General features: G+C 46.6%; 12 protein-coding genes, 2 tRNA genes and 3 rRNA genes. 7 read left to right on the forward strand and 10 right to left on the reverse strand.

All coding sequences use genetic code 11. From position 1 onward, the window contains the following. Window positions 1-66: 66 nt before the first annotated feature. Window positions 67-1149 (reverse strand): TRAP transporter substrate-binding protein, encoded by a 1083-nt coding sequence (locus ACMXYX_RS17465; RefSeq protein WP_415882930.1) that lies wholly within the window; start codon window positions 1147-1149, stop codon window positions 67-69. A 144-nt stretch (window positions 1150-1293) separates the two neighbouring features. On the opposite strand from ACMXYX_RS17465, the gene ACMXYX_RS17470 reads away from it, so the two are divergent. Both ACMXYX_RS17470 and ACMXYX_RS17475 read left to right on the forward strand, forming a co-directional pair. Further along, entirely contained in the window at window positions 1294-2187 is an 894-nt protein-coding gene (locus tag ACMXYX_RS17470) for an SIS domain-containing protein (RefSeq protein ID WP_415882931.1), read from the forward strand. 285 nt (window positions 2188-2472) lie between these two features. Then, window positions 2473-2670, forward strand: coding sequence for a PA3496 family putative envelope integrity protein (locus ACMXYX_RS17475; protein WP_415882932.1), 198 nt, complete (start codon window positions 2473-2475; stop codon window positions 2668-2670). A 77-nt stretch (window positions 2671-2747) separates the two neighbouring features. Here ACMXYX_RS17475 and ACMXYX_RS17480 read toward each other — a convergent pair whose 3' ends face one another. Beyond that, entirely contained in the window at window positions 2748-4238 is a 1491-nt protein-coding gene (locus tag ACMXYX_RS17480; protein WP_415882933.1) for an FMN-binding glutamate synthase family protein, read from the reverse strand. Window positions 4239-4751: 513 nt separating this feature from the next. On the opposite strand from ACMXYX_RS17480, the gene folE2 reads away from it, so the two are divergent. Further along, on the forward strand, window positions 4752-5687 hold the full coding sequence (folE2, locus tag ACMXYX_RS17485) for a GTP cyclohydrolase FolE2 (protein ID WP_415882934.1): 936 nt from the start codon (window positions 4752-4754) through the stop codon (window positions 5685-5687). A 56-nt stretch (window positions 5688-5743) separates the two neighbouring features. Here folE2 and ACMXYX_RS17490 read toward each other — a convergent pair whose 3' ends face one another. Further along, a complete protein-coding gene (locus ACMXYX_RS17490) occupies window positions 5744-7081 on the reverse strand; it encodes a D-serine ammonia-lyase (RefSeq protein WP_415897209.1) in 1338 nt (445 codons plus the stop codon). Between the two features lie 116 nt (window positions 7082-7197). On the opposite strand from ACMXYX_RS17490, the gene dsdC reads away from it, so the two are divergent. Further along, complete coding sequence (dsdC, locus tag ACMXYX_RS17495) at window positions 7198-8127, forward strand: DNA-binding transcriptional regulator DsdC (protein ID WP_415897210.1); 930 nt, start codon at window positions 7198-7200, stop codon at window positions 8125-8127. 39 nt (window positions 8128-8166) lie between these two features. On the opposite strand, the gene glmS is transcribed toward dsdC, so the two are convergent. Further along, window positions 8167-9990 carry a glutamine--fructose-6-phosphate transaminase (isomerizing) gene (gene glmS / locus ACMXYX_RS17500; protein WP_415897211.1) on the reverse strand — a complete coding sequence of 608 codons (1824 nt, stop codon included), beginning with the start codon at window positions 9988-9990 and terminating at the stop codon, window positions 8167-8169. Between the two features lie 2 nt (window positions 9991-9992). Then, entirely contained in the window at window positions 9993-11360 is a 1368-nt protein-coding gene (glmU, locus tag ACMXYX_RS17505) for a bifunctional UDP-N-acetylglucosamine diphosphorylase/glucosamine-1-phosphate N-acetyltransferase GlmU (RefSeq protein WP_415897212.1), read from the reverse strand. Window positions 11361-11460: 100 nt separating this feature from the next. Between glmU and ACMXYX_RS17510 the strand changes: the two genes are divergently transcribed. From ACMXYX_RS17510 to ACMXYX_RS17520, 3 genes are all read left to right on the forward strand, one after another. Further along, entirely contained in the window at window positions 11461-12201 is a 741-nt protein-coding gene (locus tag ACMXYX_RS17510; RefSeq protein WP_415882939.1) for a TrmB family transcriptional regulator, read from the forward strand. Window positions 12202-12353: 152 nt separating this feature from the next. Continuing rightward, on the forward strand, window positions 12354-13691 hold the full coding sequence (locus ACMXYX_RS17515) for a dihydroorotase (RefSeq protein WP_415906337.1): 1338 nt from the start codon (window positions 12354-12356) through the stop codon (window positions 13689-13691). 80 nt (window positions 13692-13771) lie between these two features. Then, window positions 13772-14332 (forward strand): carbonate dehydratase, encoded by a 561-nt coding sequence (locus ACMXYX_RS17520; protein ID WP_415897213.1) that lies wholly within the window; start codon window positions 13772-13774, stop codon window positions 14330-14332. A 187-nt stretch (window positions 14333-14519) separates the two neighbouring features. On the opposite strand, the gene rrf is transcribed toward ACMXYX_RS17520, so the two are convergent. The 5 genes from rrf to ACMXYX_RS17545 form a co-directional block, all read right to left on the reverse strand. Then, window positions 14520-14635, reverse strand: a 5S ribosomal RNA gene (gene rrf, locus ACMXYX_RS17525). Between the two features lie 142 nt (window positions 14636-14777). Continuing rightward, window positions 14778-17665, reverse strand: a 23S ribosomal RNA gene (locus ACMXYX_RS17530). Between the two features lie 216 nt (window positions 17666-17881). Then, window positions 17882-17957: transfer RNA gene (locus tag ACMXYX_RS17535), tRNA-Ala, on the reverse strand. Between the two features lie 24 nt (window positions 17958-17981). Beyond that, window positions 17982-18058 (reverse strand) — tRNA-Ile (locus tag ACMXYX_RS17540). Window positions 18059-18126: 68 nt separating this feature from the next. Next, window positions 18127-19666 (reverse strand): 16S ribosomal RNA (locus ACMXYX_RS17545). Together the 16S, 23S and 5S rRNA genes with 2 tRNA genes alongside form the textbook arrangement of a ribosomal RNA operon. Window positions 19667-19792: the final 126 nt, after the last annotated feature.

Below are 19792 nucleotides of genomic sequence, written 5' to 3' on the forward strand. Positions count from 1 at the left end.
TTCACCTGAACTATTGGAAAGTGTTTATTGTACCGGTTTTACGGCTAATTGCAGTGAAATCTGTAGCTATTCTCGCGCGAGCATATAAGCCCGCTCCGAGACATCGTGCCAAGCCATCGCTTGTTGTCTAAAGTTCTCGAATGATTCGTAGATTTTGACCGCTCTGGGATCTTTTTCTAACTCTAGCTGAATCACTTCATGAGACGCTAAACGAAGTTGCTCCAACACCTTATCAGGAAACTGACGTAACTCGACTTTATGCACTTTTAACAACATTTCTAAGGCACGATGATTTTTCGCTGTTAGCTCCGCTAACATCTCTTGATTAGCCACTTTCATGGCATTAGTCACGATCAATTGCAGATCTTTCGGCAACTGGTTCATCGCTTGTTTATTGACGATGCATTCAATGGTTGTACCAGGCTCATGCCAACCGGGGTAGTAGTAATATTTAGCAACTTTATAAAGGCCCAGCGCGACATCGTTGTATGGAGCAGCCCACTCAGCAGCCTCAATCTCCCCCTGTTCAAGCGCTCGAAAGATTTCATCTCCCGATAACAATACCGGCTCCGCACCTAGGCGTTTCACCACCTCCCCGCCTAAGCCGGGAATACGCATTTTTAGACCTTTAAAATCCTCAATGCTGTTAATTTCGCGGTTAAACCAGCCACCCATTTGCACGCCGGTATTACCACACGCAGCTGGAATCAAATCATATTCTGCGTAGAGTTCCTGCCAAAGTTCGAGGCCACGCCCTTGATACAACCAAGCATTCATCTCTTGCGCAGTCATGCCAAAAGGTACCGCAGCAAAAAACTGCGCAGCCCTGACTTTATCTTGCCAATAAAATGCAGCGCCATGCCCCATTTCAGCTTTGCCTTGAGAGACTGTATCAAAGACTTCTGAAGGCGCAACTTTCTCATGGGCACCATAAACAGATATCTGGATACGGCCGCCGCTCATCTCATTGATTAAGTTGGCGAGAAAATTAGCCCCCATGCCAAACCCCGGGAAGTTTTTAGGCCAAGTCGTGACCATACTCCAACGAAATTCAGGAATAAGTGCAGCATTACTAACTTGAGGAGCCGTCGCTAAAGCGGCGGCAATGGGCAGAGAACCTGCTTGCTGAATAAACTTACGACGTTTCACAAATGGAAACCTTATTTATTTTTTAATGAAAATAACATGCGATTTTTCACTCCGCAATTTACGACAAATGGTGATCTGAGCGTCAGAAGGTTGTTATACTTAAAACTGTAGTATTAATTTATAAGTGCTAAGTGAGGTGTAGGGTTGAACTCGTTCAATCTGCTTAAGTCGATTGCGCAAGCGCGTGAAAACTTAAGGAAGTCAGAGCAAAAAGTTGCGGATTATGTTTTAGCTCACGCTAATGAAGTGATCCATATGCGTATTGTTGATCTAGCATCTGAAGCAAATGTCAGCGAACCAACCGTGGTTCGTTTCTGTCGTGCCCTAAGCTACGATGGCTTCCAGGATTTCAAACTCACCTTAGCTCAAGGCTTAGCCAGTAATAATCACTTCGAGCAATTTTCCCTAAACTCAAAAGACACTGTTACTGAGTTTAAAGAAAAGATCTTCGATTCCATGATTGGTAACTTGCTCAATATCAAAGAGCAACTAGATACCACTACGGTTGAACGTGCGATCGCTGCTCTAGCTAAAGCTCGCCGTGTCGAGTTCTATGGCTTTGGTGCATCAGCTCCAGTTTGTACTGACGCCGCGCATAAATTTCACCGTTTGAAAGTATCCAGCACCTCTTATTCGGATCCGCACATGCAAGCTATTTCAGCTGTATCGCTTGATGATCGCGATGTCGTTGTGGCTATCTCTCAGACAGGTCGTACCAAAGATCTATTACATACAGTCAAGCTGGTAAAAGAAACCGGCACAACCGTTATCTCACTCTGCCCAAGTGATACTCCCCTAGCTGATCTTGCGAGCATTCCAATCCATATCGATCTGGAAGAAGATAAAGATCTAAGCACACTGATGTCATCCCGCGTACTCCATCTGGTTGTTATTGATGTACTCGCAGTCGGTGTAGCGATGAAGCTAGGTCCAGGGCTGGTTGATCACCTAAAAACCATAAAACGTAGCCTCAGATCTTTGCGTCAAAACGACAAACGCCCAAGCGCTCGCCCTGCCGATGAAATGGACGAAGATTAAGCTATTTCTGTCACATTTGTGACATCTTCCCTTCACCCTTTTGCAACATAGGCTTTTTAATATTCCTCTCGGAATTCGCCGAAAACTGTTTGATATTTGTTCAGAGCTATTATAAAACAGAGATAAGGCTGTATTAAAAAGCGTGTTTGATAGAAATCTTTCTATTAAGCAACTTCACCAGAGCCCCTCATCGAGGAGCGAAGGGTTTATGCCTTAACAAGCATAATCAGTTACTGCTTCGCTCGATGGGCCTTCTGACCGTTAAGATAAGATCAGGAGCTTACTATGCTGCATAAAACTGAAGAGCTTAACGAAACCCAGGTTGAAGTATTCGATCTGCTAGTGGGTTTTGAAGAAGAAGAAAAACTTTCCCGCAAAAAACTCGCAACGCGCCGCGCGCTTAGAGCTCGCCGAGCCATCGAACAACGCCAAGAAGAAAAAGAACTCGCCTCTCACATCGACGAATGTTGGTTTGATGAGTAATATAAAATCACTCGCTATGATTACTTACAAATAAAAACGCCAGTCCTAATGACTGGCGTTTTTGCTTGGGTTGTTTACTAATACTCTGGATAGAGAATATTCAGTGGTATAGACCGACTACCTTCCACCACGATTGCGCAATGCTTACGCTTAAGCTGACGCGGCTCGGTTACACCACAAGAGTGGGCGATCATCTCCACCTCATGTACCAAATGATTGTGATAGTTAGCGACACGATCCGCTTTAACCATCGGCACTAATCCACGCTGCAGATCTGGATCATGGGTAGTGATGCCGGTTGGGCAGGTATTCTTATTACACTGCAACGCCTGAATACAACCGAGAGCAAACATAAAGCCACGTCCCGTTACGGTGAAATCAGCCCCCATACAAAGTGCAGCACCGACATCGGTAGGGTTAATCAATTTACCTGAGGCAATCACACGTACACGCTCACGCAGGTTGTGAGCCATAAGTTTGTTTACCAAAATAGGCAAACTCTCCCGCAGCGGCAGACCTACGCTGTCCATTAACGGCATTGGTGCAGCACCAGTACCACCGTCACAACTGTCTAACGTAATAAAGTCTGGAGCACTCTCTACGCCACGCTTGTTAACCGACTCACAAAATTCATCCAACCACTCAGCATCGCCCAATACCATTTTGAAACCACATGGTTTACCGGTGATACGACGTACCTTTTCAATCATATCAAGCAGGTCATCAATAGAAGCTATATCTGGATGACGGTTTGGGCTTAAAGAATCTTGGCCTACAGGGATACCACGTACCGCTGCAATCTCTGGTGTTACCTTCTCACCCGGCAAGATACCACCTTTACCCGGTTTAGCACCCTGACTCAGTTTGATCTCGAACATCTTAACTTGAGGAAGATCACCTTTCTCTTTTAGCTTTTCCTCAGAGAACTTTCCGTTTTCATCACGCAAACCATATTTTGCAGTGCCAATCTGATAAACAATGTCACAGCCTGATTCCAGGTGGAAAGGCGATACCCCGCCTTCACCTGTGTTCATCCAACAACCTGCTTTCTTAGCCCCCTGAGATAAGGCCTCGATTGCAGGTCGGGATAGCGCACCATAACTCATGCCAGAAATATTAAAAAAAGAAGCTGCATCGTAAGGTGTCTTACAGTAAGGACCTATACGTAAACTCTGCGTTGTTACCGCATCTTCCTTTAAGGTTGGGAAAGGACAGTTTAGAAAATAATAGGTACCAGGAATACGTAGATCACGTGACGAACCAAAGGCAATAGTGCTATCTACATTCTTGGCTGCGCGATAAACCCAAGAGCGTTGCGCACGGTTAAATGGCATCTCCTCGCGATCCATAGCAAAGAAGTACTGACGGAAAAATTCACCAGCATGTTCAAACAGGTAGCGAAAGCGACCAATCAGAGGGTAGTTACGACGGATAGTTTGCGCTGTTTGATGTTTATCGATTTGGTATAAAACTACCGCCACAACGATTGCGACAACAAACAGTACCAAGAACGCAATCCCAACAAACGCGATAAAATTTATAGCAAAGCTCGACATTGAATCATTCATGCTATGGACCTCCTATAGACATAGCACCGCCTCTTAACGAGGTTTTTTCTTTGTTTGTATGCTGTATCGGCTTCTGTGTAAATAGATAAATCAAAATATCCTATAGTTATTAATAGGCTAGCATCCATTATTAACCTTATAAGCGAAAATCCCGCTGTAACATTAAAACTTTCTAACATTTTAAAAGGCATACAAAAGCAAGGTATTTAAACGACAAAGGCAGATTTTATGCGCTAAAAAGCGACTTTTTTTGCCTGATATTTGCCAACCCCCTTAATCAAGAGGTATGGTACGTCGCTCTTCTATTTTTTAGACTTTCAGCCTAAGGAATAGTACTTTTTTATAGGTCATATTTACGAATTGAACCTAACCCTGATTCATTTTTGAACAGGCGCTTGTTTTTTCGTTATACGCCCCTATTTAACTAGGTATTGTTTAACGTAAGCCTATTTTCTCTACGTAAGAGCTTACGGATTCAGATTTTGATAACTACCGAATTGGAAGACCTGCTTCATGACCAACTTGCCTGACGTTACCAGCCATCAAAATCCTGAGATTCACGGCTCTCTGGACTGGGTGGGCATGAATGGAATCACCGTCCCTCTGCAATTTGACGATAGTAAACTAGGTGTAAACAGCATCGAAGCACGCGTTAATACCTACGTTAATCTGGTAAACCCAAAGGTTAAAGGCATTCATATGTCGCGCCTTTACCTTGCGCTAAGTAACTTTTTTGAGAATCAAACACTGAATGTTCCTGCGTTAACAGATTTCTTATCCCACCTATTGGATAGCCATCACGATATCTCAACTCAGGTTTTCCTAAACTTTGATTTTGATTTCCTAATCAAGCGCGATGCTCTAAAAAGCGATAACAGCGGTTGGAAAAGCTACTCCACGACGCTACGTGCAACTCTGAAAGATGGCGAAGTAGTTCTGGAACTAGCAACACGCGTTCCGTACTCATCCACTTGTCCGTGTTCAGCAGCATTATCACGTCAGCTATTAGCTCAGGCATTCACTGATGACTTTGCCAACAAAGGCAGCATTAACGTTGAAGACGTAGAGAACTGGTTAAAGTCTGAAAAGGGCTCATTCGCTACGCCCCATAGCCAACGTAGCCAAGCAACAGCTTGGGTTAAACTGGATAAAGATATGGGTGCATTCCCACTTACAGATCTAATAGATCTTGTTGAAGATGCATTAAAAACACCAGTACAAACTGCTGTAAAACGTGCTGACGAACAAGAGTTTGCTCGTTTGAATGGCCATAACTTAATGTTCTGCGAAGACGCTGCACGACGCGTTAAGCAAGCACTACTAAGCCAAGAGCAATACGCGGATTTCTGGTTGAAGGTAGAGCACTTCGAAAGCTTACACGCTCATGATGCAGTAGCTCTTGCGTCTAAAGGTATTGCAGGCGGTTACAGCCCAGCTGATTACAGCTAAGCTTTAAATTCGATAATAAAAAAGGCAGCTTAATAGCTGCCTTTTTTATTTGTAGTTTATGATTTACCAAGCTTGTAGTAACTCTGCCACTCAGATTCTGGCACCATACTTCCACCTGTCGCCCAGATGATATGGGTTGAGTTATCCAACTTATTCAGCAAGCCATGATTCTGAAGGTAGCTTTCGCCCTGCGAGATCAGATTAATAATGCCTGTCGCTCCCGCCAAAGCCGATGGCTCCAACGCTATATGCTCACTCTCATAAATTTCGGCCAATAACTGATAAAGTGTTTTGTCCTCTACGGTATAAACCCCACTTAACAGTGGCTCCATCACCTTACCAACAAAACCGGAAGCACGACCTACTGCTAGGCCATCAGCACAAGTTTGGTTGTCGATACCTAACTCCTGAACACTGATCTGATCATGTAAGCCAGTATACATACCCACCAACATACAGGGAGATTGAGTTGGCTCAGCAAAGAAGCAATGAACATGATCGCCAAAGAGCAGCTTCAAACCAAAAGCAACACCACCAGGGCCGCCACCGACACCACAAGGCAGATAGATAAACAACGGATGTTCAGCGTCGACCTGAATGTTTTGCTCAGATAGCTGTTTAGCTAGACGTTCTGCAGCAACCGCATAGCCTAAAAACAGGTCATTTGAGTTCTCATCATCAACAAAGTGACAACGCTGCTGGCTGAGCGCTTGTTTGCGCCCCTCTTCTACCGCTTTACTGTAATCGTCTTCATATTCAATGACCTGCACGCCTTTGCTACGTAGTAGGTCTTTCTTCCACTGCCGAGCATCTGCAGACATATGAACCGTCACCGAAAAGCCTAACTCAGCCCCCATAATTCCGATACTAAGCCCAAGGTTGCCGGTTGATCCCACCACAATTTTATACTGACTAAAGAGTTCGCGGCAGACATCACTATTTAGCTTGCTGTAACAGCTATCTTTGCTGATCAGACCGGCCTCTATAGCAACGGTCTCAGCATACTTGAGCACCTCATAGATACCACCACGTGCTTTTATCGAACCAGATATAGGTAGATGGCTGTCACACTTCAACAGCAAACGGCCGGGGAGACTTTGATTAGCTCTTTTCTCTAACTGGTGATGAAATTGAGGCACCTCACACAACGGCGATTCAATCATGCCTTTTTTGGCAGCGGTTTCTGGAAACACTTCCGCCAGATAGGGAGCAAAGCGATTCAATCTTGCCGAGGAATCTTTAACATCAGTTTGCGTCAATGGCAGGTGCGCTGATACTGCAGCAAAGTCCGTAATTTTAGGGTTTATCCAAAGCAACGGCTGAGTTTTCTGAAGCCGCTCCAATAAGGGAAACTTATGTATCAGATCATTTATTTCCTGTCTGTTTAACCCCATGAATCCAGCTCCGATCGAATAAATTTTGTTAATTCCAATTAATGAAATTAGGATAAAACCATTAAACCAGTGCTTATAATTTACAACAAACCATAAAAAAACATCCTTGGATTAAAATGGCTAATCTGAACCTCTCTCACTTGAATAGCGCCGTGCTCGCTAACCTGCAATGCTTCAGCAGCGCAGCCAAGCACCTCAGCTTTACCCTAGCGGCAGAAGAGTTAAGTCTTACTCAAGGAGCCATTAGCCAACGGATACGTAAACTGGAAGAACAACTCGGTTTTGCCCTGTTCTTACGCTACAACCGTCGTCTACAGCTCACAGCTGAGGGTGAAAGGCTCCTGATACAAACCAATAACAGCCTAACCGAGCTCAATAATCTGATTCGGGATATCCATACCCAAGGGCTTGCCGGTGAACTCTCACTTTCCGTTCCCCCCTCTTTTGCTTCACAGTGGTTGCTGGAAAAGCTGGCTGACTTCTCTCAGCTCTACCCACAAATTTTTATTCGTATGGAAACCCATAGTCGTCTGATCGACTTTTACGCCGAACAGATCGATCTAGCGATCTATTATGGTCAGGGCGAGTACCCGGGGTTGGTTAGTTGGCCACTCATGGATGAACAGCTCATTCCCGTTTGTACCAAAGACTTCGCAGATAAACATGACTTATTGGATAGGCCAGAAAAACTAAAACACTGCCCTCTATTACATGATGCTCAAGCATGGCCTGAAGCTGGCCCTTATTCAGAATGGTCCTACTGGGCCGATCAACAAACATTGAACCTAGTTCTAAAACAGGGGCACTGCTTTGATAAGTCAGAATATGCAGTGAATGCAGCTAAATCAGGTTTAGGCGTTGCTATGGGGCGTAAGCAGCTAATCGAAAAAGCACTGAACAGTGGAGAACTGATAAACCCATTTGGAGTATTACAGCCGATCCAATCTCAACAAGGCTATTTTCTGGTCACCCACGAAGACAGGAAGGAGCAGCCTATTATCAAGGCATTTAGGGAGTGGATTCTGGAAAAAGTACAGGCCCACTGATCAGTGAGCCTGTTATAGAAGTCTTATTAGCTAAAGCCGTTACTCAACCGTTACCGACTTAGCCAAATTTCGTGGCTGATCCACGTCCGTGCCTTTCAAAATCGCCACATGATATGAAAGTAACTGCAGCGGGATCGTATAAAGAACAGGCTGCATAACTTCATCACATACAGGCATATTCAGAACATAAGTGCCCTCTTCCGGTTGCACTTTGTCAGAACCTGCAAAGACAAACAGTTCACCACCACGAGCGCGGACTTCCTGTAGATTTGCTTTTAGCTTATCCAACATATCGTTCTGCGGGGCTACTGCGACGACTGGCATCTCTTTATCGACCAACGCCAATGGGCCATGTTTTAGCTCACCTGCTGGGTAAGACTCCGCATGGATATAAGAGATCTCTTTCAGCTTAAGCGCACCCTCTTTTGCCACAGGGTACAAAGTGCCGCGGCCTAGGAACAGTGAATGATTCTTTTCAGCAAAAGATTGCGCCATCTGCTCTATATCACTATCCATTGCTAGAGCTTGCTGAACCTGTTCAGGAAGCTTTTTAAGCGCGGTGATGATGGCTGCTTCAGTTTCTTCGGTTAAGCCATTACGACGGCCAAGTGCGATTGTCGTTAGCATCAACGCCACTAATTGTGTCGTAAACGCTTTAGTCGACGCCACACCAATCTCTGGACCCGCGTTAGTCATCAAGGTCAGATCTGATTCACGCACCAAAGAGCTGCCCGGAACGTTGCAGATAACCAGGGACGCCAAAACACGATCCTGAATTTCACGTAGCGCAGCTAACGTATCTGCTGTTTCACCAGACTGTGAAATGGTCAGGAATAGCGTACCTTCAGGAATCACAACTGAACGGTAACGGTACTCACTGGCAACCTCGACCATACATGGGATACCGACGAGATCTTCTATCCAGTACTTAGCAATCAAACCCGCATGGTAACTCGTACCACAAGCAATGATCTGTACCTGCTTAACCTGATCAAACACTTCTGCTGCTTTAACGCCGAAGCATTGTTCCAGCAGTTTATCTTCACTGATACGCCCTTCTAAACACGCTTTGATCACTTCTGGCTGCTCATAGGTCTCTTTAAGCATATAGTGCTTAAATTCACCTTTATCGGCAGAGCTTACACCGTGTTCAAACTGGCTAACTTCACGCTCTACTTTTTTACCGGAGATATCCGTTACCGTGATATCTGCCGCCGTCAGGGTCGCAACATCACCATCCTCCAAGAACATAAAACGGTCTGTTACTTGTAATAACGCTAGTTGATCGGAGGCGATAAAGTTCTCGCCAATACCAACACCGATCACCAACGGGCTACCTTTACGCGCGGTTACCAACTGGGAAGGATCTGCTTTTTCGATCACGCCCAACGCATAAGCACCTTCAAGCTGGCCAATAATATTGGAAACGGCAGTGTGCAAAGAGCTGGTTGATTTAAGCTCTCTAGCAAGTAAGTGTGCAATTACTTCAGTATCAGTTTCTGAGCTAAATTTATAACCATCGTTTTGCAGATCGGCTTTTAGCTCTTCAAAATTCTCGATAATACCGTTGTGTACGACTGCCAGTTGGTCACCGGACATATGCGGATGAGCATTCGCTTCACAAGGTACACCGTGAGTCGCCCAACGGGTATGTGCGATACCTGTTGTACCCACTAGAGGCTGCTCTTGTAAGGCATCAGAGAGCGCTTGAACCTTGCCATTACGGCGACAACGTTGAATACCCGCTTCGGTCTGCAATGCGACGCCAGCAGAGTCATAGCCGCGATATTCCAAACGACGCAAACCTTCTAGCAGGATTTCCTGAACAGGCCTAGCTGCAACAGCGCCTACAATTCCACACATGATTAGTTTCCTTTCTTCTTAGGACGCGGCCAGTTTTTCAATTCAGTTTGTTTTGCACGAGTAATCGCAAGCGCATCATCGGATACAGGTTTAGCAATCGTTGAACCTGCGCCGACAGTCGCCATAGCGCCCACTTTAACCGGTGCAACCAGCGCAGTATTAGAACCAATAAATGCGTTGTCACCGATTTCTGTCAGCGACTTATTTACGCCGTCGTAGTTACAAGTAATAGTACCGGCGCCGATGTTTACATCTTTACCCAGTACAGCATCACCCACATAAGAAAGGTGATTGATCTTGCTTCCCTCACCTACAATCGCTTTTTTGGTTTCAACAAAGTTTCCAACCTTAGCTTTAGCAGCAAGCTGAGTGCCTGGACGTAAACGTGCAAACGGGCCGATATCACAAGATTCCGCAATCACAGCATCTTCAATCACTGTATTTGCCTTGATACGAGTACCCGCTGCAACAGTACAGTTTTTCAGGTAACAGTTTGGTTCGATTACAACATCATCACCCAGAACAACATCACCCTCTAAAACAACGTTTACATCGATCAGAAGGTCCTGACCAATAGAGACATTACCGCGCACATCAACACGCGCCGGATCAGCCAACGTTGCACCGTTCACCATCAACCATTCAGCACGTTGCAACTGATACCAGCGTTCTAGTTCAGCCAACTGAACGCGGTTGTTAACCCCTTGGACTTCCTCTTCAGCTTCAGGCTGAATCGCGCTGATCTTCACGCCACCATTGGCAGCCATCGCGATGATATCAGTCAGATAATATTCGCCTTGCGCATTTTCAGAGGATAGCTGCGGTAACCAATCAGCAAGATACTGGCTCTTAACCGCTAAAATTCCGGTATTTACTTCATTGATTAGGTGCTGCTCTGGCGAAGCATCTTTATGCTCAACAATCGCCACAACTTTGTCTTCGCTATTACGTACGATGCGGCCGTAACCGGTAGGATCTTTTAGATTCACTGTCAGTAGTGCCAAATCCCCTGTAGCAGCGATATCCACCATCTCTTGCATAGTGGCAGCTTGTGTTAGCGGCACATCGCCATAAAGCACAAGCACAACACTGTCATCAGCCACCTCAGGCATCGCCTGAGCCACTGCATGACCTGTACCTTTTTGTTCCGCCTGCAGAGCAAAATTAAGCGCTTGCCCCTGCAGCTCTTCACGTAATTTATCCGCGCCGTGACCGATTACAACGTGCGTGTTTACCCCCTGTAGTGACGATGCAGTGTCGATTACATGTTGCACCATCGCTTTACCGCCAACCTTGTGCAGTACTTTAGGGAGTTTGGATTTCATACGGCTACCCTGACCAGCAGCCAAAATGACAACGTCTACAGACATAGTCTTACCTTTCCTTTGTAGGTTTACGCTTTATTTTAATCGCACTTTAAAGTAAAACTAAAACCATACAATCCCTTTTGTCACAAATTTTATGACAATTATGAATAACGACGTTTTTAAAATATTGGGCTTAAACCCTAGAGAAATTGAGATCTATAAAGCCTTATTGACCTTAGGGGCAAGTTCTATACGAACAATTGCTGACAAATCAGGGGTTAATCGCGGTAGTGCCTATGAAAGTCTCAAAGAGATGCAGCAAAAAGGGATTGTGACCTATCAACCTAAAGGCAAGCGACGTTTATTCGCCCCTGTAGATCCAGATATTCTTTTACAGCTGGCTGAAGATCGTCGACAGAACTTAGATAAAGCGATCGACGAGCTGAAACAAAGCATTATTCCTGAGCTGCAGCACCTTAAACCTGACTTTAATACTGCCAATGTCAGCTTCTATGAAGGCGATGACGGTATAGAGCACGTACTGAAAGACATTCTGGTTACGGTGTCTAGCTCAGATGCTGATAGCTACTCAGTCTTCTCCTCCAAGCCGATCAGGAAGCACCTCTATCGACCCTTCCCTAACTTCACTAACCAGCGCATACAACGTGGTATTAACGTACGCGCCATTGCAATCGGTGATGGAGGTGAAGACGCTCTGCTATCAGAACGTAAGTGGATCAAAACGGAAGGTAAAGTAGATGCAGCTTATATCGCGATCTACCCACCTAAATGTGCAATCATCTCACTCGCTTCAGAAAACTACCCAACAGCGGTAGTGATTGATTCGCCGGAAGTAGCCGGTGCTCAGAAAATCATCTTTGATACGCTATGGCGACTGCTGTAGCTCACCTAAAAATATCACACTCTCCTTAACAGCTAAAACGATCTCAATTGCCTCCTTTTAATTGGGTTATATTATAACATTACACTTCATGTCATAATTGGCCGGGGTTATAGCCACTCACCCGAAGTACGAGACACAAAGGTATTGCAGCAATGAAAGACACATTGATTAAGAACGCGATCATTATCAATGAAGGCGAACAAAGAGAAGTCGATCTAAGAATTAAAGACCAAAGAATCGATCTAATTGCTGCTGATATAGACGCTAAAGCTACCGACACAGTTATCGATGCTAAGGGGTGCTGGCTGCTTCCAGGAATGATCGACGATCAGGTGCATTTCCGTGAACCAGGCTTAACACATAAAGGCAGTATCGCAACCGAATCGCGCGCGGCAGTTGCCGGAGGCATCACTAGCTATATGGAGATGCCAAATGTTAACCCTTCAACAACCAATGCAGCTGCACTAGAGAATAAATACAATATTGCGGCGCAAAACTCAGCAGCAAACTATGCATTCTATCTAGGAGCAACAGAAGATAACTTAGACGATATAAAAGCCTTAGATCCGACCAAAACCTGTGGCGTAAAAGTGTTTATGGGTGCCTCTACCGGTAACCTACTCGTCGAGAACCCAACCGCTTTAGAAGGGATCTTCCGTGAAAGCCCTGTCTTGATCGTTACACATTGCGAAAGCGGCCCGGTCATCGCCAACAACCTAAAACGTGTTCAAGACACCGGACGTAAGATTACGATACACGACCATCCTATTATTCGTGATGATGAAGCCTGCCTTGCTTCCTCATCTTACGCAGTAGAACTAGCAAAGAAATACCAAAGTAATCTTCATGTTCTGCATATCACTACAGAAAAAGAGCTGAGCTTATTTCAATCAGGCCCTGTCCAAGGCAAGAAGATCACAGCAGAAGCTTGCGTACATCATCTATGGTTTAGTGCTGAAGATTACGAAACGCGCGGTAACTTAATTAAATGCAACCCAGCAATTAAATCCCTACAGGATCGCAATGCACTGCTAAATGCACTTAAAACTGGGCAGATCGATATCATCGCAACCGATCACGCTCCGCACACACTGACCGAGAAGCTGGTTGATTATTCAGATGCACCAGCAGGCCTTCCCCTTGTCCAACACGCTCTACTAACCTTATTAGAGCACGTTAATTTAGGCCGTATGTCGATCGAACAAGTTGTCGAGAAAGTATGCCATAACCCTGCTATCCGTTATGGTGTTTTAGAACGTGGATTTATTCGCAAGGGTTACTTTGCCGATCTAGTTCTGGTTGATCCGAAAAAATCGACATTGGTAAGCCATGCGAATAGCCTATACCACTGTGAATGGACTCCGTTTGACGGCCTAGAATTCTCGGGTCAGATAAAATCGACTTGGGTAAATGGACACCTGGTATATGATGGTACACAGACACTAGTTCAGGAAGGCGTTGCTAAACCATTAGCCTTTTCTGGTCTATAACAGTCTAAAGATACGCTTAACTTCTAATAAAAAATAACAAAGCCTCTATCACCTGTTAGAGGCAACAATTAGGAGCAACAATGCTTAGAAAGTGTCCGGCGGGTTACTACCCAGAAGTGTCAGGCAAGGCCTTTATTGACCCTACAGCCATCGTTTGTGGCCGTGTGATTATCGAAGATAATGTTTTTGTTGGCCCTTACGCTGTAATCAGAGCCGATGAGGTTGATGCATCAGGTGATATGCAGCCCGTACTGATCAAACAAGGCTCTAATCTTCAAGATGGCGTAGTGATTCACTCAAAGGCCGGTGCAGAAGTTATAGTAGGTGAGCGTACCTCTATCGCCCATCGCTCGATTGTACATGGCCCATGTACAGTCGGTGACGATGTCTTTATCGGCTTTAACAGTGTCGTCTTCCGCTGCCATATAGGCGACGGTAGCGTGATTAGACACAATGCCGTAGTCGAAGGGGTCGATCTACCAGAACGCTCTCACGTGCCTCCTATGACGGCCATAGCGCATGAATCTGATCTAGCGTCGGTCGAAAAGGTATCGCCTGAATTCTCTTCGTTCTCAGAATCCGTCGTCTCAGCCAACCATGTACTAGTCGAAGGCTATAAAGAGCTAGGCGACGAGCTCTAACAGCCTTCAATCTTTTCTTTTAGCTCCATCAAATCAGGCACCCTTGGGTTGTCTTTTTATTAGGATGTTAGTTGCTAGTGAGTGTATGTGGGTTAAGCCTAGTATAACCACTTCGTTCAGTATTGTTTTAGCTCCACAACGAAAAAACCCCGATCACATCGTGACCGGGGTTTTCTCTTAATTAAATGCTTGGCGATGACCTACTCTCACATGGGGAAGCCCCACACTACCATCGGCGATGTTGCGTTTCACGTCTGAGTTCGGGATGGATTCAGGTGGTTCCACAACTCTATGGTCGCCAAGCAAAACTGTTACAACTTAGATCTGATTCTTCTTTTATTTGATCTAGATAGTTTATCGACTGTAGCTTAACTACGCGCTAATTCGTTACTCTCTATCGTCTTACGTATCTTACAAGTCACTTGCCAAACGCCTTGGGCGTTATATGGTCAAGCCTCACGGGCAATTAGTATTGGTTAGCTCAACGCCTCACAGCGCTTCCACACCCAACCTATCAACGTCGTAGTCTTCAACGGCCCTTTAGGGGAATCAAGTTCCCAGTGAGATCTCATCTTGAAGGAGGCTTCCCGCTTAGATGCTTTCAGCGGTTATCCCGTCCGAACGTAGCTACCCGGCAATGCAATTGGCATCACAACCGGTACACCAGAGGTTCGTTCACTCCGGTCCTCTCGTACTAGGAGCAACTCTTCTCAAATCTCAAACGCCCACGGCAGATAGGGACCGAACTGTCTCACGACGTTCTAAACCCAGCTCGCGTACCACTTTAAATGGCGAACAGCCATACCCTTGGGACCGGCTTCAGCCCCAGGATGTGATGAGCCGACATCGAGGTGCCAAACACCGCCGTCGATGTGAACTCTTGGGCGGTATCAGCCTGTTATCCCCGGAGTACCTTTTATCCGTTGAGCGATGGCCCTTCCATACAGAACCACCGGATCACTAGAACCTACTTTCGTACCTGCTCGACGTGTCTGTCTCGCAGTCAAGCACCCTTCTACTCTTGCGCTCATTGCATGATTTCCGACCATGCTGAGGGTACCTTCGTGCTCCTCCGTTACTCTTTGGGAGGAGACCGCCCCAGTCAAACTACCCACCACACAATGTCCCCGATCCCGCTTAGGGAACTGGGTTAGAACCTCAACATTACCAGGCTGGTATTTCAAAGGTGGCTCCACTCTATCTGGCGACAGAGTTTCAAAGCCTCCCAGCTATTCTACACAAGTAATGTCAAAGTCCACTGTGAAGCTGTAGTAAAGGTTCACGGGGTCTTTCCGTCTAGCCGCGGGTAAACTGCATCTTAACAGCTATTTCAATTTCACTGAGTCTCGGGTGGAGACAGTGTGGCCATCGTTACGCCATTCGTGCAGGTCGGAACTTACCCGACAAGGAATTTCGCTACCTTAGGACCGTTATAGTTACGGCCGCCGTTTACCGGGGCTTCGATCAAGAGCTTCGCGCAAGCGCTAACCCCATCAATTAACCTTCCGGCACCGGGCAGGCGTCACACCCTATACGTCCTCTTTCGAGTTTGCAGAGTGCTATGTTTTTAATAAACAGTCGCAGCCACCTGGTATCTTCGACCGGCCTCAGCTTAGGGAGCAAGTCCCATCACCAAAACCGGCGCACCTTCTCCCGAAGTTACGGTGCCATTTTGCCTAGTTCCTTCACCCGAGTTTTCTCATACGCCTTAGTATTCTCTACCTGACCACCTGTGTCGGTTTAGGGTACGGTTAGTCATAACCTGAAGCTTAGAGGATTTTCCTGGAAGCATGGCATCAACTACTTCAGTCCATAAAGGACCTCGTCATCGATTCTCGGTCTTAAAAGAGCCCGGATTTACCTAAGCTCTAAACCTACTATCTTAAACGCGGACAACCAACGCCGCGCTAGCCTAGCCTTCTCCGTCCCCCCATCGCAGTTATGAGCAGTACAGGAATATTAACCTGTTTCCCATCGGATACGCTCTTCAGCCTCTCCTTAGGGGCCGACTCACCCTACCTCGAATAGCGTTGGATAGGAACCCTTGGTCTTCCGGCGGGGAGGGTTTTCACCTCCCTTATCGTTACTCATGTCAGCATTCTGCACTTCTGATACCTCCACGGTGCCTTACAGCTTCCGCTTCAACAGCTTACAGAACGCTCCTCTACCATGCACAAAGTGCATCCGTAGCTTCGGTGTTATGCTTAGCCCCGTTATATCTTCCGCGCGGGCCGACTCGACTAGTGAGCTATTACGCTTTCTTTAAAGGGTGGCTGCTTCTAAGCCAACCTCCTAGCTGTCTAAGCCTTCCCACATCGTTTCCCACTTAGCATAAACTTTGGGACCTTAGCTGACGGTCTGGGTTGTTTCCCTTTCCACGACGGACGTTAGCACCCGCCGTGTGTCTCCCGTGATTGAACTCATGGGTATTCGGAGTTTGCATCGGGTTGGTAAGTCGGGATGACCCCTAGCCGAAACAGTGCTCTACCCCCCATGGTTAGACACGAGGCACTACCTAAATAGTTTTCGAGGAGAACCAGCTATCTCCGAGTTTGATTAGCCTTTCACTCCTATCCACAAGTCATCCGCTGGCTTTTCAACGACAGTCGGTTCGGTCCTCCAATGCATGTTACTGCATCTTCAACCTGCCCATGGATAGATCACTCGGTTTCGGGTCTACTCCTAGCGACTGGACGCCCTATTAAGACTCGGTTTCCCTACGGCTCCGCAAATGCTTAACCTTGCCACTAAAAGTAAGTCGCTGACCCATTATACAAAAGGTACGCAGTCACCGTCCTAAAACGGCTCCCACTGCTTGTACGTACACGGTTTCAGGGTCTATTTCACTCCCCTCACAGGGGTTCTTTTCGCCTTTCCCTCACGGTACTGGTTCACTATCGGTCAGTCAGGAGTATTTAGCCTTGGAGGATGGTCCCCCCATATTCAGACAGCGTTTCACGTGTGCCGTCCTACTCGATTTCACTTTAAAAGACCTTTCACATACGGGGCTATCACCCACTATGGCCACACTTTCCAGAGTGTTCTGTTAAATCTAATAAAGCTTAAGGGCTAGTCCCCGTTCGCTCGCCGCTACTTAGGGAATCTCGGTTGATTTCTTTTCCTCTGGGTACTTAGATGTTTCAGTTCCCCAGGTTCGCCTCTAATAACCTATGTATTCAGTTAAAAGATACCTATAAATAGGTGGGTTTCCCCATTCGGAAATGTCCGGATCAAAGGTTGTTTACCACCTCCCCGAACCTTATCGCAGGTTACAACGTCCTTCATCGCCTCTGACTGCCAAGGCATCCACCGTGCACGCTTAGTCACTTGACCATATAACCCGAAGGCGTCTGGAATCACAGTAACTTGTATTGCTAGTAACGATAGATTTCGCCGAATTGGCGCATGCAGTAAAACTACATGTCTTAAATCTAAATCAAATGAATCAAATCCAAATTGTTAAAGAGCGTTTAAAGCAAAAAAGCTTTAAAAGATAATGTCTTAAACGACAATATGTTTTAAAACTCTTCCTTCTCATCCAGAGGATGATGGTGGAGCTATGCGGGATCGAACCGCAGACCTCCTGCGTGCAAAGCAGGCGCTCTCCCAGCTGAGCTATAGCCCCAAGAAAAACAGTAAGGCTATTGATTGGTAGGCCTGAGTGGACTTGAACCACCGACCTCACCCTTATCAGGGGTGCGCTCTAACCAGCTGAGCTACAAGCCTACACCGTTGCTCTTAACTTCTCTGATCAGATAATTCGTGTGAACGCTTGCCGAGAATCGGCTTTCGTTTAAGGAGGTGATCCAGCCCCAGGTTCCCCTAGGGCTACCTTGTTACGACTTCACCCCAGTCATGAACCACACCGTGGTAACCGCCCTCCCGAAGGTTAAGCTAGCTACTTCTGGTGCAATCCACTCCCATGGTGTGACGGGCGGTGTGTACAAGGCCCGGGAACGTATTCACCGCGACATTCTGATTCGCGATTACTAGCGATTCCGACTTCATGGAGTCGAGTTGCAGACTCCAATCCGGACTACGACCGGTTTTCTGAGATTAGCTTACCCTCGCAGGTTCGCGGCCCTCTGTACCGGCCATTGTAGCACGTGTGTAGCCCAACTCGTAAGGGCCATGATGACTTGACGTCGTCCCCACCTTCCTCCGGTTTGTCACCGGCAGTCTCCTTAGAGTTCCCACCCGAAGTGCTGGCAAATAAGGACAAGGGTTGCGCTCGTTACGGGACTTAACCCAACATTTCACAACACGAGCTGACGACAGCCATGCAGCACCTGTCTCAGAGTTCCCGAAGGCACGAAACTATCTCTAGTAACTTCTCTGGATGTCAAGAGTTGGTAAGGTTCTTCGCGTTGCGTCGAATTAAACCACATGCTCCACCGCTTGTGCGGGCCCCCGTCAATTCATTTGAGTTTTAACCTTGCGGCCGTACTCCCCAGGCGGTCTACTTATCGCGTTAGCTGCGCCACTAAAAGATCAAGTCTCCCAACGGCTAGTAGACATCGTTTACGGCGTGGACTACCAGGGTATCTAATCCTGTTTGCTCCCCACGCTTTCGCACCTCAGTGTCAATATCGGTCCAGGTAGTCGCCTTCGCCACTGGTGTTCCTTCCTATATCTACGCATTTCACCGCTACACAGGAAATTCCACTACCCTCTACCGTATTCTAGATTGGCAGTATCAGGTGCAGTTCCAAGGTTGAGCCCTGGGCTTTCACATCTGACTGACCAATCCACCTACGCGCGCTTTACGCCCAGTAATTCCGATTAACGCTCGCACCCTCCGTATTACCGCGGCTGCTGGCACGGAGTTAGCCGGTGCTTCTTCTGCAGTTAACGTCACAGCTAGCAGGTATTAACTACTAACCTTTCCTCACTGCTGAAAGTGCTTTACAACCCTAGGGCCTTCTTCACACACGCGGCATGGCTGCATCAGGCTTGCGCCCATTGTGCAATATTCCCCACTGCTGCCTCCCGTAGGAGTCTGGACCGTGTCTCAGTTCCAGTGTGGCTGATCATCCTCTCAGACCAGCTAGAGATCGTCGCCTTGGTGAGCCATTACCTCACCAACTAGCTAATCTCACGCAGGCTCATCCAATAGTGCAAGGTCCGAAGATCCCCTGCTTTCCCCCTTAGGGCGTATGCGGTATTAGACCAAATTTCTCTGGCTTATCCCCCGCTACTGGGTAGATTCCTACGCGTTACTCACCCGTCCGCCACTCGTCATCAACTAGCAAGCTAGTCATGTTACCGTTCGACTTGCATGTGTTAGGCCTGCCGCCAGCGTTCAATCTGAGCCATGATCAAACTCTTCAGTTTAAATCATTTGTGTTACCAGGAATGTGGTAACGGGCTCTAGTACTAAACAACCGGATAACATTCTTAAGAACGTTAAACCTTTGTAAATCGCTTTAAATGAATTCACTTGGTTGCTTGTCTAGAAAA

Source organism: Neptuniibacter sp. QD72_48 (assembly GCF_047778065.1).
Taxonomy (GTDB): Bacteria; Pseudomonadota; Gammaproteobacteria; order Pseudomonadales; family Balneatricaceae; genus Neptuniibacter.